This is a genomic window from Halorubrum sp. CBA1125 (assembly GCF_009742825.1).
Taxonomy (GTDB): Archaea; Halobacteriota; Halobacteria; order Halobacteriales; family Haloferacaceae; genus Halorubrum.
In genome coordinates, this window is sequence record NZ_WPCE01000075.1 from 1 (window position 1) to 12893 (window position 12893).

15 protein-coding genes, 1 tRNA gene and 1 pseudogene are annotated in these 12893 nt (G+C 64.2%); 10 read left to right on the plus strand and 7 right to left on the minus strand.

The window, feature by feature from the left end; genetic code table 11:
- The 4 genes from GJ633_RS08470 to GJ633_RS08485 all read left to right on the plus strand — a co-directional run.
- The coding region (locus GJ633_RS08470; RefSeq protein WP_156588463.1) for a site-2 protease family protein at positions 1-925 on the plus strand (925 nt) is incomplete at its 5' end.
- A gap of 117 nt (positions 926-1042) precedes the next feature.
- A complete protein-coding gene (locus GJ633_RS08475; RefSeq protein ID WP_156588464.1) occupies positions 1043-2329 on the plus strand; it encodes a TIGR00300 family protein in 1287 nt (428 codons plus the stop codon).
- A 128-nt stretch (positions 2330-2457) separates the two neighbouring features.
- The gene (locus tag GJ633_RS08480) at positions 2458-2883 is read left to right on the plus strand and encodes a universal stress protein (protein ID WP_156588465.1); all 426 of its coding nucleotides are present in this window, start codon (positions 2458-2460) and stop codon (positions 2881-2883) included.
- Between the two features lie 195 nt (positions 2884-3078).
- Positions 3079-3951 carry a sulfurtransferase gene (locus GJ633_RS08485; protein ID WP_156588466.1) on the plus strand — a complete coding sequence of 291 codons (873 nt, stop codon included), beginning with the start codon at positions 3079-3081 and terminating at the stop codon, positions 3949-3951.
- A gap of 291 nt (positions 3952-4242) precedes the next feature.
- On the opposite strand, the gene GJ633_RS08490 is transcribed toward GJ633_RS08485, so the two are convergent.
- The gene (locus GJ633_RS08490) at positions 4243-4809 is read right to left on the minus strand and encodes a peptidylprolyl isomerase (protein ID WP_156588467.1); all 567 of its coding nucleotides are present in this window, start codon (positions 4807-4809) and stop codon (positions 4243-4245) included.
- Between the two features lie 136 nt (positions 4810-4945).
- On the opposite strand from GJ633_RS08490, the gene GJ633_RS08495 reads away from it, so the two are divergent.
- On the plus strand, positions 4946-5512 hold the full coding sequence (locus GJ633_RS08495; protein ID WP_156588468.1) for a universal stress protein: 567 nt from the start codon (positions 4946-4948) through the stop codon (positions 5510-5512).
- Positions 5509-6551: pseudogene (truA, locus tag GJ633_RS08500) on the plus strand (tRNA pseudouridine(38-40) synthase TruA). The gene GJ633_RS08495 and the pseudogene truA overlap by 4 nt, the downstream one beginning before the upstream one ends.
- On the opposite strand, the gene GJ633_RS08505 reads toward truA, so the two are convergent.
- Positions 6548-7081, minus strand: coding sequence for an Rrf2 family transcriptional regulator (locus tag GJ633_RS08505; protein ID WP_156588469.1), 534 nt, complete (start codon positions 7079-7081; stop codon positions 6548-6550). The pseudogene truA and the gene GJ633_RS08505 sit on opposite strands and share 4 nt — an antisense overlap.
- A 461-nt stretch (positions 7082-7542) precedes the next feature.
- Between GJ633_RS08505 and nadE the strand changes: the two genes are divergently transcribed.
- From nadE to GJ633_RS08520, 4 genes are all read left to right on the plus strand, one after another.
- Positions 7543-8535 carry an NAD(+) synthase gene (nadE, locus tag GJ633_RS08510; RefSeq protein ID WP_156588470.1) on the plus strand — a complete coding sequence of 331 codons (993 nt, stop codon included), beginning with the start codon at positions 7543-7545 and terminating at the stop codon, positions 8533-8535.
- A 94-nt stretch (positions 8536-8629) separates the two neighbouring features.
- Positions 8630-8700: transfer RNA gene (locus GJ633_RS08515), tRNA-Gly, on the plus strand.
- A 148-nt stretch (positions 8701-8848) separates the two neighbouring features.
- The gene (locus GJ633_RS17130) at positions 8849-8986 is read left to right on the plus strand and encodes a hypothetical protein (protein ID WP_197431299.1); all 138 of its coding nucleotides are present in this window, start codon (positions 8849-8851) and stop codon (positions 8984-8986) included.
- A gap of 97 nt (positions 8987-9083) precedes the next feature.
- Positions 9084-9524, plus strand: coding sequence for a hypothetical protein (locus GJ633_RS08520; protein ID WP_156588471.1), 441 nt, complete (start codon positions 9084-9086; stop codon positions 9522-9524).
- Here GJ633_RS08520 and GJ633_RS08525 read toward each other — a convergent pair.
- The 5 genes from GJ633_RS08525 to GJ633_RS08545 form a co-directional block, all read right to left on the minus strand.
- Positions 9516-9707, minus strand: coding sequence for a hypothetical protein (locus GJ633_RS08525; protein ID WP_156588472.1), 192 nt, complete (start codon positions 9705-9707; stop codon positions 9516-9518). The genes GJ633_RS08520 and GJ633_RS08525 overlap by 9 nt on opposite strands.
- 442 nt (positions 9708-10149) lie before the next feature.
- Positions 10150-10494, minus strand: a complete 345-nt coding sequence (locus GJ633_RS08530; protein WP_156588473.1) for a hypothetical protein — start codon at positions 10492-10494, stop codon at positions 10150-10152.
- 10 nt (positions 10495-10504) lie between these two features.
- On the minus strand, positions 10505-10786 hold the full coding sequence (locus GJ633_RS08535) for a hypothetical protein (RefSeq protein WP_156588474.1): 282 nt from the start codon (positions 10784-10786) through the stop codon (positions 10505-10507).
- Between the two features lie 306 nt (positions 10787-11092).
- The gene (locus tag GJ633_RS08540; RefSeq protein ID WP_156588475.1) at positions 11093-11947 is read right to left on the minus strand and encodes a mechanosensitive ion channel family protein; all 855 of its coding nucleotides are present in this window, start codon (positions 11945-11947) and stop codon (positions 11093-11095) included.
- Between the two features lie 49 nt (positions 11948-11996).
- Positions 11997-12893: KaiC domain-containing protein (locus GJ633_RS08545; protein ID WP_156588476.1), on the minus strand; the 897-nt coding region annotated here is incomplete at its 5' end.

The following is a 12893-nucleotide window of genomic DNA, read 5'->3' on the forward strand; positions in this document are numbered from 1 at the left end:
CGTCGGCGCCGCCGAGCGCGCGACGGTGCGCGTCACGGAGACGGGAGCGGGGAACGGGACGGCCGAGAACGGGACTGCCGGAGACGGCGGCGACGCGGAAGCGACCGGGACCGCCGCCCAGATCCCCATCGGCGCGTACGTCGTCGCCGTCCAGGAGGACGGGCCGATCCACGACGCCGGCGCGCCGCTCGGCGAGCCGATGACGATCGTCGGGGTCGACGGCGAGCGCGTCCACGATAACGAGGATCTCTCGGCCGTACTCGGCGAGCGCGACCCCGGCGAGACGGTCGCAGTGACCGCGTACGACGGGGCAGACGAGAGGACGGTCTACGACGTGGAACTCGACCCGCATCCGAACCGCGGCGGCGGGTTCATCGGCGTCTCCGTCTTCCCGGGGGCGAGCGGCCTCGCGCTCGACGACGTCGGTGTCTCGCAGTACCCGGCGGGCGCGTACCTCGAACTGCTCGGCGGCGACGGCGGCGCGGGCGCGGCCGACGGCGTCGCGGTCGGCGGGCTCACCGGGTCGCCGCTCGGGCTGGTGTTCGCCGCGCTGATCCTGCCGCTCGGCAGCCTCTTCGGGCTGCCGTACAACTTCGCGGGCTTCACCGGGGACCTGACGAACTTCTTCGTGGTCGAGGGGGCGCTCGGCGTCCTCGGCGGCGGGACGTTCCTGCTGGCGAACCTGCTCTTCTGGACCGGCTGGATCAACGTCCAGCTCGCGCTTTTCAACTGCCTGCCCGCCTTCCCGCTCGACGGCGGGCGGATCCTCCGGATGGTCGCCGAGGCGGTGGTGAGCCGGGTGCCGGTCTCCGACCGACACGCGGCCGTCCGGACGATCACGGTCTCGTCCGGACTCGTCATGCTCGCCGGGCTGATCGCGATGATCTTCGGCACGCAGATACTCACAGCGCTCGGGGCTATCTGAGACAGTCGGGCATCTGCGGCGCTCGACGGCGCGCGAGGCCGGACGGCCCCGATCGTTTCGGGCTCCGGGATCCTCCCGAAGGGAAACCGGTTTCTCCTCGCGGCGAAACGATGAGGTATGAGCCACTCGCGCACCGTCGAGATCGAGGGCCACATCATCGACAGCGGGACGATGCAGCGCTGTTTCGGCGCGGTGATGGACCTCGGCGGCTCCTTCGACGTCGAGCAGTTCGACGTCGGGACCCACGAGGAGGCGGAGTCGTACTGCCGGATGACCGTCTCGGCCGACGACCGGGAGACGCTCCAGGCGATCCTCCACGAGCTCCACCAGAACGGGGCCGTGCTGGAGAACCCCACCGACGTCGACCTCGTCGCGGCGCCCGCCGACCAGGTGGTGCCGCCGGACTTCTACTCGACCACGAACCACCCGACCGAGGTGCTGTACGACGGCGAGTGGATCGAAGTCGAGCGCATCGAGATGGACTGCGCGCTGATCGTCGAGCCCGAGGGGGGTCCGGACGGCGGCCCGCGGGCGTACACGAAGGTGTTGAACGCGGTCGAGGAGGGAGACCTCGTCGCGACGGACCAGTCGGGGATCCGGGTGCGACCCCCGGAGCGACCCCGGAGCGGCGGCGGCGCCTTCGGGTTCATGCAGGGCGGCGTCTCCTCCGAGCGCCCCTCCGAGTCGACGATCCGTGAGGTCGCAGAGGCGGTCCGCGAGGTGAAAGCCGACGGGGGGAACGTGCTCGTCGTCGCCGGCCCCGCGGTGATCCACTCCGGGGCGGGCGACGCGCTGGCCGACCTCGTCGCGGGCGGGTACGTCGACGCGCTGTCGGCGGGCAACGGCTTCGCCACCCACGACCTCGAACGGTCGCTGTACGGCACGTCGCTCGGGATGGACGTCGAGACCCTCGAACACCCGCGGAAGGGACACAAACACCACATCTGGACGATCTCGGAGATCATCCGCGCCGGCGGGATCGAGGCGGCCGTGGAGGACGGGATCGTCACCGAGGGCGTGATGTACGAGTGCGTGAAACACGACGTCGACACCGTGCTCGCGGGGTCGATCCGCGACGACGGGCCGCTGCCCGACACGATCACGGACGCGGTCGCGGCGCAAGATGCCATCCGCGAGCAGGCCCACGAGGCCGACATCGTGCTCATGCTCGCGACGCTGCTCCACTCGGTCGCCGTCGGGAACTGCCTTCCGTCGACGACGAAGACCGTGTGCGTCGACATCAACCCCGCGACGGTGACCCAACTGCTCGATCGCGGCTCGGCGCAGGCGGTCGGGATGGTCACCGACATCGGGACGTTCGTGCCGACGCTCACGGAGTTCGTGCTCGGCGAGGGCGAGACGACCGCCGTCGACGACGCCGGACCGCACGCACACGACGACTGAGGCCGCCGACTGAGGTGCCGCCTCGCGGCCGGTCCGCGACGGGCTTCGGTGCCGCGCGAGGCGGTCGGCCGCTCACCACCCGGGAACGCCGGACAGGAGTTATGTAGGCTTTGGCCCCACGATCTCCTATGAGCTATCTCGTTGCGACCGACGGGTCCGTGGAGGGCGACGAGGCCGTCAGGTACGCCGCCCGACAGGCGGTGGCGTTCTACCAGACCCTCGAGATCGTCCACGTGCTGACGCCGGACTCCGAGCTGGTCGACGGGACGATCGTGCTCCCGGGCGAGGAGGCCGCCGTCGAGGCCGGCCAGGGAGTCCTCGCCAACGCGCGGACGCTCGCCGAGGAGGCGGTCGGCGACGAGCCGATCGACGTCGAGACCCAACTGGTCACCGGCCGCCCGGCCGACGCGATCACCGACTACGCCGACGAGACCGACGCCGACGCGATCTACGTTGGCCACCGCGGCCTCTCCGAGGAGCGCGAGCAGGTCGTCGGCAGCGTCGCGAAGAGCGTCGTCGACAAGGCCGACGTTCCCGTGACCGTGATCCGGTAGCTACCCGTGGTCGCCGCCGGTGCGCCGAGAGCGGTCTCGTGACGGCGACCAGCCGTCGGTCCGCTCCGTTCGTGGGACGAGAGCCGCCGAGACGAGCTCTCACCGGCGAGCAGGGGCGATATCGGCCGTCCGAGACGGCGGCAAGGACCACCATTACCGGTCGTTCAAAGCCCGTCGCACTCGTACGGGTGGTCGATGACAGGAGATGTACTCGTCACGGCGGACTGGGTCGAATCGAACCTCGACGCGTTTCAGGACGACGACTCCGACTACCGGCTCGTCGAGATCAACAACCCGACGGTCACCGACGAGTCGGACTACACGCCCTACGAGGAGGGCCACATCCCCGGCGCGTTGAACTTCGAGTGGGACGAGGTCTTCACCGACGAGACGGAGCGCGACATCGTCTCGAAGGCGGACTTCGCGGCCCGAAACGGCGAGGGCGGCATCGACGCCGACACGACGGTCGTCGTGTACGGCGGCGGCCGCGTCCCCAACTGGTTCGCGCTGTTCGGCTACTGGATCTACAAGTACTACGGCCACGAGGACGTCCGCGTGATCGACGGCGGGAAGGGCTACTGGGTCGACAACGACTACCCGCTCTCGACCGACGAGCCCGACTTCACCCCCCGCGAGTACGAGGCCCGCGGTCCCTTCGAGAGCGTCCGCGCGTACAAAGACGACATCGACCACGCCATCGAGGAGGGGATCCCGATGGTCGACGTCCGATCGCCCGAGGAGTTCTCCGGCGAGGTCATCGCGCCCGAGGGACTCATGGAGACCGCCCAGCGCGGCGGCCACATCCCCGGCGCGAGCAACGTCCCGATCGCCACCGTGCTGAACGACGACGGCACGTTCAAGAGCCCCGACGAACTCCGCGAGCTGTACGCCGAGGTCGGCGTCGACGGCAACGAGTCGACGATCACCTACTGCCGCGTCGGCGAGCGCTCGTCGATCGAGTGGTTCCTCCTGCACGAGCTGCTCGGCTACGAGGACGTCAGCAACTACGACGGCTCCTGGACCGAGTGGGGGAACCTGGTCGGCGCGCCGATCGAGACCGGCGAGTAAGCGACGGACGATCCGCGGTCTGACCCGCGGTCGGGAGCGATCTGCGAGCGAACTCGCGGTCCGATCACCGAACGCCTTTTTATTTCGACCCGACGGCGAGCGTCGTGTGCGAGCAACGCGAGCATACCCGACGAAAAAAAAAGGTGGCCGTGCAGAACTCTTCTAACAGCCTCGTATCGCACTGTACGAACCAGAACAGTATCCGAGGGACTGCTCAACAGAACGGTTCTCTGAGCGCCCCGAAGCGAGCGTCCCGAACGACGCTCGCCGGCCTCGTCCGGCGCGGACGGTCTACTCGTCGACGGTGACGCGTTCGATCTCGACGGTGTCGCGCGGCTCGTCGCGGCGGTCGGTCGGGACGGAGCCGATCTCCTCGACGACGTCCATTCCGTCGATCACCTGGCCGAAGACGGCGTGTTTGCCGTCGAGGTGGGGCGTCGCGTCGAGCGTGATGAAAAACTGCGATCCGTTGGTGTTCGGGCCGGAGTTCGCCATCGAGAGGATGCCCGGACCGTCGTGAGTGAGGTCGTCGTGGAACTCGTCGTCGAACTGGTAGCCGGGGCCGCCGCGGCCGTTCTCCTGCGGGTCGCCGCCCTGGATCATGAAGTCGTCGATGACGCGGTGGAAGACGTTGCCCTCGTACAGCGAGTCGCCGCGGACCTCGCCCGTCTCGGGGTCCTCCCACGTGTTCGTGTCGCGGGCGGAGTCGGCGTCGGCGGCGGGGTCGTGACGGGCCAGGCCGAGGAAGTTCTCGACCGTCTTCGGCGCGCGGTCGGCGAACAGTTCGACCACGACGTCGCCGTGGTTCGTGTGAAGCGTCACCTGCGGGTTCTCCGGATTGTGAACGTCTCGTCCCATGTCTCCGCGGAGGACCGCCCGCCGGAAAACCCTACCCATCTACGGCGTCCCGACGGCGGAGGGAGCCGATACCTTCCGCGTCGACCGCGCGGTTCCGGCCGGTATCGTTTTGCACCCGGCGCGTCGACTCTCGTCCATGTACGACGACATCCTCCTCCCCGTCGCGCCCGGCGGGGAGGCGAACGACGCCGTCCCGCACGCGCGCAGCCTCGCGCAGCGATACGACGCGACCGTCCACGTCGTCTCCGCGATCGACACGGTGGCACAGACCCTCCGCGGCCCGCAGGCCGGGGCGTTCGCCGAGCGGGTGGAGTCGGCGGCGGAGCGCCGCGTCGAGACGGTGACGGGGGACCTGGAGGCGGCCGGCGTCGAGGTGGCGGGGAACGTCATCCGCGGCGAGCCGGTCGACGTCATCGAGAACGCGATCGAAGACACGGGCGCCGACCTCGTGGTGATGCCCAGTCACACCCGCTCCGGGATCCGGCGCGTCCTCCTCGGGAGCGTCACGGAGAAGGTGGTCCGCGTCTCTCCGGTACCCGTCGTCACCGTGCCGATAGCCGACGCGGACGAGGAGACGGGAGGCGCCGAGAGCGACGACGCGAGCGAAGGGGCGGGCGGCCAGAGCGAGGACGGCCCGACGGAGACCGACGACGGCCCGACGGAGACCGACGACGGTCCGGACGGCTCCGCGGACGGGGCGTGACCGCCGCGACCCGCGCGTTCCGGATCGCCTACGACGGCCGCGAGTACGCTGGCTTCCAGCGGCAACCCCACGCTGCGACCGTCGAGGGGACGCTGTTGCGAGCGCTCTCCGAACACGGGATCGTCGACCGCGGCGACGGACCGACGCACGCGACGCCCCCCGGCTACGCGGCGGCCGGCCGGACCGACGCCGGCGTCTCCGCAGTCTCACAGACCGTCGCCTTCGAGGCGCCGGCGTGGCTCACGCCGCGCGCGTTCAACGGACGGCTCCCCGGTTCGGTCCGGGTCTGGGCCGCCGCCGACGTCGGCGAGGGGTTCCACGCGACCCACGACGCGGTGTCGCGGACCTATCGGTACCACCTGTTCGCGCCGACAGAACCCGAGCCGGCCTCGGCGTCCGCGACCCGGGACGCCGAGTCGGCCAGAGGGCTCGGCGATCGGACGCGAGCCGAAGAGCGCGCGAGCACCGCCGACCCGGCGGTTCCCGTTCCCCCCGCTCACGACGACCGCGTCCGCGACGCGCTCGCGCGACTGACCGGCGAACACGACTTCCACAACCTGACGAGCGACGGGACCGGCACGGTGCGAGACCTGACGGCGACCGCGACCCGCCGCGGCGACACCCTCGTTATCGAGGTCACGGCAGGGGGGTTCCCGCGGGCGCTCGTTCGGCGGCTCGTCGCCGCGGTTCGGGCGGTCGGGCGTGGAACTGCGGATCGCTCGCTGATAGACCGACTGCTCGCTCCCGACGCGATCCCCGGCGAACGGGGAGTCGGTCCCGCACCGCCGGAGCCGCTCGTGCTGTGGGACGTCTCCTACGAGGGCGTCGCCTTCGACGTCGACCCAGAGGCGGCCGCGAGCGCGCGCGTCGCTCTGGCGAGCGCCACCGAGACGCGCGGCACGCGGCCGCGGCGACCGGAGCGATCCGCGACCGGATCGGCACGGGGTGGGGTGACGACGGGGATCGGGATGCCCACGGCGATCGGGGTGGTGACGGCGATCGGAACGACGGAAACGACGGCGTGGACCGGCGCGGTTAGGTGGCCGGCTCGCCGTTTGGCGTCTCCATCCCGTCGACGCGCACCAGTAGCGTGTTGCCGTCGACGTTCGCCGCGTCGACGGTACCGGAGATCCGCAGTCCCGTGGCCGGCGTCGGCCCGACGGTGACGTGGTCACCAGCGTCGAAGGTGCTCAGTTCTCCACGCACCACGAATTCCGCCCGGCACAGCTCCGGGTTGGCGACGCTCGAGAGGTCGATCTCCTCGATGGTCACGCCGTCGACCGGGTCTCCCTCGCGCTCGACTGGCGTGCTCGCGGCGTCGTCCATCTGCTCGACGCCGAGCGTCTCGTACGCCCCGTCGGTGGGTACGTACCCGCCTTTGGGACCGGGGACGCCTTCCACCAACTGGAGGTTCCTGAGGCTCTGCATCTGGTTCCTGACCGTTCCAGGGTTGCGGTCGATCGCCTCGGCGATCTCGCGGCCGCACACGGGTCGATCCGCGTTCTCCGCGAGGTTCACGAGCGACGTGAGGACACGTCGCTGACTCGCTGTCAGTTGAAGCGTTGACATAGATAGAGGGAGAAAACGTATCTGTATAAATCTTGCTTATTCCTACATTATACTCTTGAAAAGCATAATTAATTCTAATATAATTGGATAAAGAGATTTTATTACGAAAAACACACGTGTTTTGATCAAACTATTCTATGAGAAGGGGTATTTTTGTATACTTAGAAATACTACCCATGACTTCCGCATATTCAGTGCCCTCTTCCCAGCACAATCCACCATATACAGTAGAATAGGCATAATTCCTTAAACAGACGCCACCACAAGTATATATTCGATCGTTCGAAAGCGGCGGCCGAGAATGAATCGCAACACCGGCGACCGGACGCGTCCCCCCGGCAGTGGGTCCTCGTTCGCGAGCAACTCGATACGCGAACGCGTCGTGGCGACACCCGGGCGCATGGAGGCGCTGCGTGGACGCGTCGGGGCGGAACACGGATCGGCGGCGCGGAGACAAGACGATGAGTGATCCGCCTGCGTCCGCGTTCGGCGACGAGGTGGGCGACCGGCAGCCGATATCTGCGATCGAGACCCGAACGGCCGAGAACGAGGGACGGAACGACGCAGAGGGCGACGGCAGCGCGGTCTTCGATCCCCGCGATCCGGCCGCAGAGCGGGACCGGGTACAGTCGTTCCTCGCGGATCGGGTCGACGCCGCGGACGCCGACGGCGCCGTCGTGAACATGAGCGGCGGGCTCGACTCGACCGTCACGGCGGCGCTCGCGGTCGAGGCGCTGGGCACCGACCGCGTCTACGGGCTGATCCTCCCGTGTAACAAGGTCGGGGCGCCCCACGCTCGCGACGCGGAGGCGCTCGCGGAGGCGCTCGGCATCGAGTACGACACGGTCCACCTCCAGCCGCTGTTCGCCCAGTTCGGCGCGGTCGCCCCCGACCGGTTCGACCTCCACGACGAGCCGGTCGACTCCGGCAACGCGATCGCGCGCCTCCGGATGGCGATGGCGTACCTCGCGGCCAACGCCACGGACCGACTCGTTTGCGGGACCGCCAACCGGAGCGAGCTACTGCTCGGCTACCTCACGAAACACGGCGACGGTGCCGCCGACCTGTTCCCGATCGGCCACCTCTACAAGACCGACGTTCGCGCGCTCGCCGCCGAGCTCGACGTTCCACGGTTCGTCGTCGAGAAACCCCCGACTGCGGGGTTCCTCCCGGGACAGCGGGACGTCGACGATCTCGGCGCGCCCTACGAGGTGATCGACCCCGTGTTGCAGCTCGGCGTCGACCGCGGCCTCGACGCCGAATCGGTCGCGGAACGCCTGGAGCGGGCCGGCGATCTCGTCGCCGGTGGTACCGAAGCCGAAAGAGACGAGGCGGAAGACTCCGACGACGACCGACCTCACCGCGACGTCGACGAGTCGACGGTCCGACGGCTCCTCGACCGGCACCGCGCGACCGCTCACAAACGCGTTCCGCCGCCGACGCCCGACGGCTGATCGGTCGGGGGAACCGAGATCCCTCGACGGGGGAGCGTCTCTCCGGCGACGGAAGCGCTACGTTGAAGTGGAACGGTCGGGTACGTCGATACGAGCACCGTTGGTCCAGTGGTAGGACATTAGCTTCCCAAGCTAATAGCCCGGGTTCAATTCCCGGACGGTGCATCCGACCGCTCACGCGGTCGTTTTCCGCACTTTACTTGGGTCAACACCCTGAAAGAAAGCCGTTGAAGATACCACGGTAACACAGAGGGTGTTAGCTTAGTCACGTCGGGCGATTTCCCGAACCTCTCAGGGCTACTACACAATAGCCATGTTCGACACAATCGACGACCAAGACATAGAAATCGGCTTCGATCCCGTAGCTGAGGGCACTCGGGAGGATTTAACGAACTACGCTCCGCTTCATACAGAGAACTACGCGGGATCCAAAGAGTATTTCCTCAAATGATTGTTACGAACGGGGAGTCACCCGCGAAGGGAAACGGCTACGCGCAGCAGACTGTTCGACAGACGCACTACCGCATTGAACACGTCTTTCGCTGGAAATGGGAGGAGGATGGAATGACTACGGATTTATCCCGGAAGACGCCGACGAGCTAATCCAGTTGCTCTCCAAGCGCACGGAGAAACCAGAGAGTGAGGTCGCAAAGTTCCAGAAAGCGATCAAGCGCCTGTTCAAATACTACAAGCACTCAAAGGGTCGAGACTACGAATGGGAACCCGAACATCGGAGTGATAAGGGGAACGCCTCGATGAGTCATAACTATTTCAAGAAATCTGAACTCAGCGAGCTATACAATGCGGCTATTGAGATTTCTTCCTTCAAGAGTTACGACAACAAGGGGATGAGCAGTCAGGAGAAGAATCGTCTGAAGATCCACCTCTCTCAGCGTCTCGAAAAGCCGATATTCAGGGACATGATTTTGCTATTCAACCCGTATTACGAATTGGTTATCAGTATGTGTGCAAGTGAAATGTTATGGTAGATCCTCAACGGAGCCCACATAATCGCAACCGGGGCAGTTGACAATAACGATCTCATCCTCAGCACTATACGAACCACCTAACTTGTTTAATATTTTGGCACTTAGTGACTTTTTCTTTTGAACCGTTGTAATTACTTTCTGACCACAATGAGGGCAGTATCTTTGTCTCTCATCTATGTCCATGTATCAATCTTTACTTACAAGATGAAAATCCTTTGCGCTATTTTATAGGTAGTGTTCAGATAAGCCTGGGAGTAATATCGGCTGTAGAATGGTTCTAACATCTATTTTCACAGAGGGCGTCGTTTTTGAGGTAACGGTTGGTAACCGTAGTTCACGAGATACTGAGTCGTCGAATGTGCCATCAGAAACAGCCTACCGTTCATATTACGATTCACCGCAAAATTATTACTGGAAGTATTATCTGAACACTACCATTTTATACTACGTAGTCTCCTCCCATCACGGTAATTATTAGCGGTAGATATGTGCCCTGAAGTCAGCAAGACCGTCAGAACATATCACTGATAATGGGTTTCAACAGAGCCAATATAGTAGCTTCTTTCCAAAATTGATAATATTTCACCATACCGTCTTTTCATCTACACAGAACCAGCATCGTTGCTCATAGTACAATTATCCCAAATACTACTGCTAAAACCACACTAATTATGAATGATGACATCTCAAAAATAGCAAATGTTTTAACATTACCTTCGTATATCGAGGGATCTTTATTATCCGGTTTGCCCAAGGTACCTGTCAAAGCCATCATTGTGGCTACTCCAAATCCTATTGAAAACAGAAAAAATATCCACGATACAATGAGAACAAGACGGGCAGTTCCCTCAACAGGCGGTTCACTACCATTAAGAAACGTTATCGTCAGAGCCAGAAATCCTGTAGACAGTGATACCACCTGTCTGGTCGTAGAGAGAGCAAAATCAAAGGATTTCTCTTGGTTATCCATTGTACCACCGCTAACAGAATGGCCAGAGAGGACAAATATCTCTGGCGGCATTATATGAAGCAACACCTAAGTCACCTTGACCAAGGCGTATGTTGTTCATCTCTCGGACGAATCGAACGATGTTTTTTTCCGCTCTTTGAATTTGCGACGGATCATTAGCAACGCCGAGTGTATTCATACGATCAACACCGTCGCTGATCATCTCCTTGAGGCGTGCCTCAGCAGCTGGCTCAATGGCCTTTCCTGATTGATTAGCCTCTTCCTGTGCGGCTTCCCAAAGTCGATCCTCCAATCTCGAAGACATTATTTTCCCTGAGTAAATCTCTATATGAGATATGATAAATGTTGAGCTCCCCAGTGTGAATATATTATTACACTATATAAACTCCGTAAACTTCTATCGGCTACGAAATGATATAAATTCCTGTACAAGCACAGATGTTATTGTAGCAGTCAGAGAGGGCGTGTTCCAGAGAATATCTCCGGTAAGACCGTGAAATCGGGCGGTAGAGGTTCCAGAGCTTCCCAAGCTAATGGCCCGGGAATCGAATCTGGGGGATCACAGTCCGGAACGGTCGAGCGAAGCGAGACTGTCGGTTCACGTTCGAGGGATGTCCTCGATCGCGATCTCACCCGAGAGCTCGTGTTGGGTGGTCGTGCTGAGGTCGATCCCGGCCGCTCGACACCGCTCGGTCACGGTGTGAATGTACTCCGAGCGCGTCACCGAGAACTCCTCGCGGTCCGGATCGGCGATCCAGAACCGGGCCTGGAGTTCGATCGCCGTATCCGCGAGCCCCGCGACGCGGACCGACGGCTCCGGATCGGCGATGATCTCGTCGTGCTCCGCGGCCGCGTCCAGGAGGATCCGCGTCGTCTCGTCGATGTCGTCGTCGTAGCCGATCCCGAAGGTCGTGGAGATGCGGAGGATGGGGTTACTCATGCGGTTCGTCACGGCGTTCGTGGCGAGTTCGGTGTTGGGAACCGTGATCGTCTCGTTGTCGAACGTCCGGATACGGGTCACCCGGAACCCGATGTCGTCGATGAACCCGGCGTTGTCGTTCCACTCGATCCAGTCGTCGATGTTGAAGTTCCGGTCCTGGACGATGAAGATCCCGGCGACGAAGTTCGACAGCACGTCCTGGGCCGCGAACCCGACGGCCAGCGTGAGCGCGGCGACGATGAGCGCCGATCCGCCGAGGAACCCGCCGAAGCCCGCCGCCCACGCCCCGACGATCAGCGAGCCGACGACGATCCCCACGCCGAGGACCTTCTCGACAGTTCGCTCGATGGTCGGTTCGAGGTCGTGCCGGTCGAACACCCAGCTAACGACCGGTTTGACCACGAACCGGCCGGGGAGATACAACACGCCAGCCACGATCAAGAACTCACCGACCTGCCCGAACAGGAGGGCGTACTTCGAGATCAGTTCGGCGAGCACCTGTGACGCGGTCATGGGTGATGCATCGGCGGCCGAAAAATGAACCTTGCCGTGGGTCGCGCGCTCAGAAGATGTTCGCCCGCCCGTACACCGAGATGCCGGACGCGGTGAGCTCGTACGGCTTGGACTGTCTGGAGTGGTTCGCGTCGCGGATCTTCTGGATCTCGACGGCCAGTTGCGTCTCGCGGAAGTCGTCGGCGCGGACGTACTGGAGCACGAACACCGCGTCGGTGAGGTACTCCACGACCCCGTAGCGGGACGCGTAGGGCGTGTCCTCGCTCGCCTCGGAGGTGAGAAGCGTCGTCACGCCCGCCTCCTTCAGCGCCCGGGTGAACCCGAACACCTCCGAGCGCCGTTTCGACGGGTGGTCGTACATCATCTCCAAAAGCGAGACCGAGTCGAGCACCAGCCGCTCGGCGTCGAACTCGGCGATGAGCCGGACGAGGTCGTTCCGGATCGACGCGAGCGAATTCGCCATCTCGATCGGGTCGATCGCGACCACCGCGAGCCGACCCTCGTCCGCGTACTCCCGGAAAGACCACCCCTTCTCCTCGGCCGTGTCGAGGATCGACTCGCTGCTCTGTTCGAGCGTGAGGTACACCCCGCGGTCGCCCGACTCCAGCGCCTCGTTGAGGAACTGCAGCCCGAACGTCGTCTTCCCGGTCCCCGCGCCGCCGATGACCGACAGCAGCGACCGCTCCGGCACGCCGCCGAGGATCATCTCGTCGAGCCCCTCGATCCCGACGTCGATCCGGTCGATCGCCGAATCGAACTCGTCGGGGTCGACGTCGAACTCCGGGACGTCGCCCTCGTCTCTGAGGGGATCACCCGCCGGTCCGCCCCGCGAGCCCGGGTGACCGCCCGCCGCAGACGCTCGGTTGCCCCTGTATCCTCCGAACGGGTCGTCTTCACCGAACGACCGGCTCCCGCCAGCGCCCCCGAACGGGTCGTCTTCACCGAA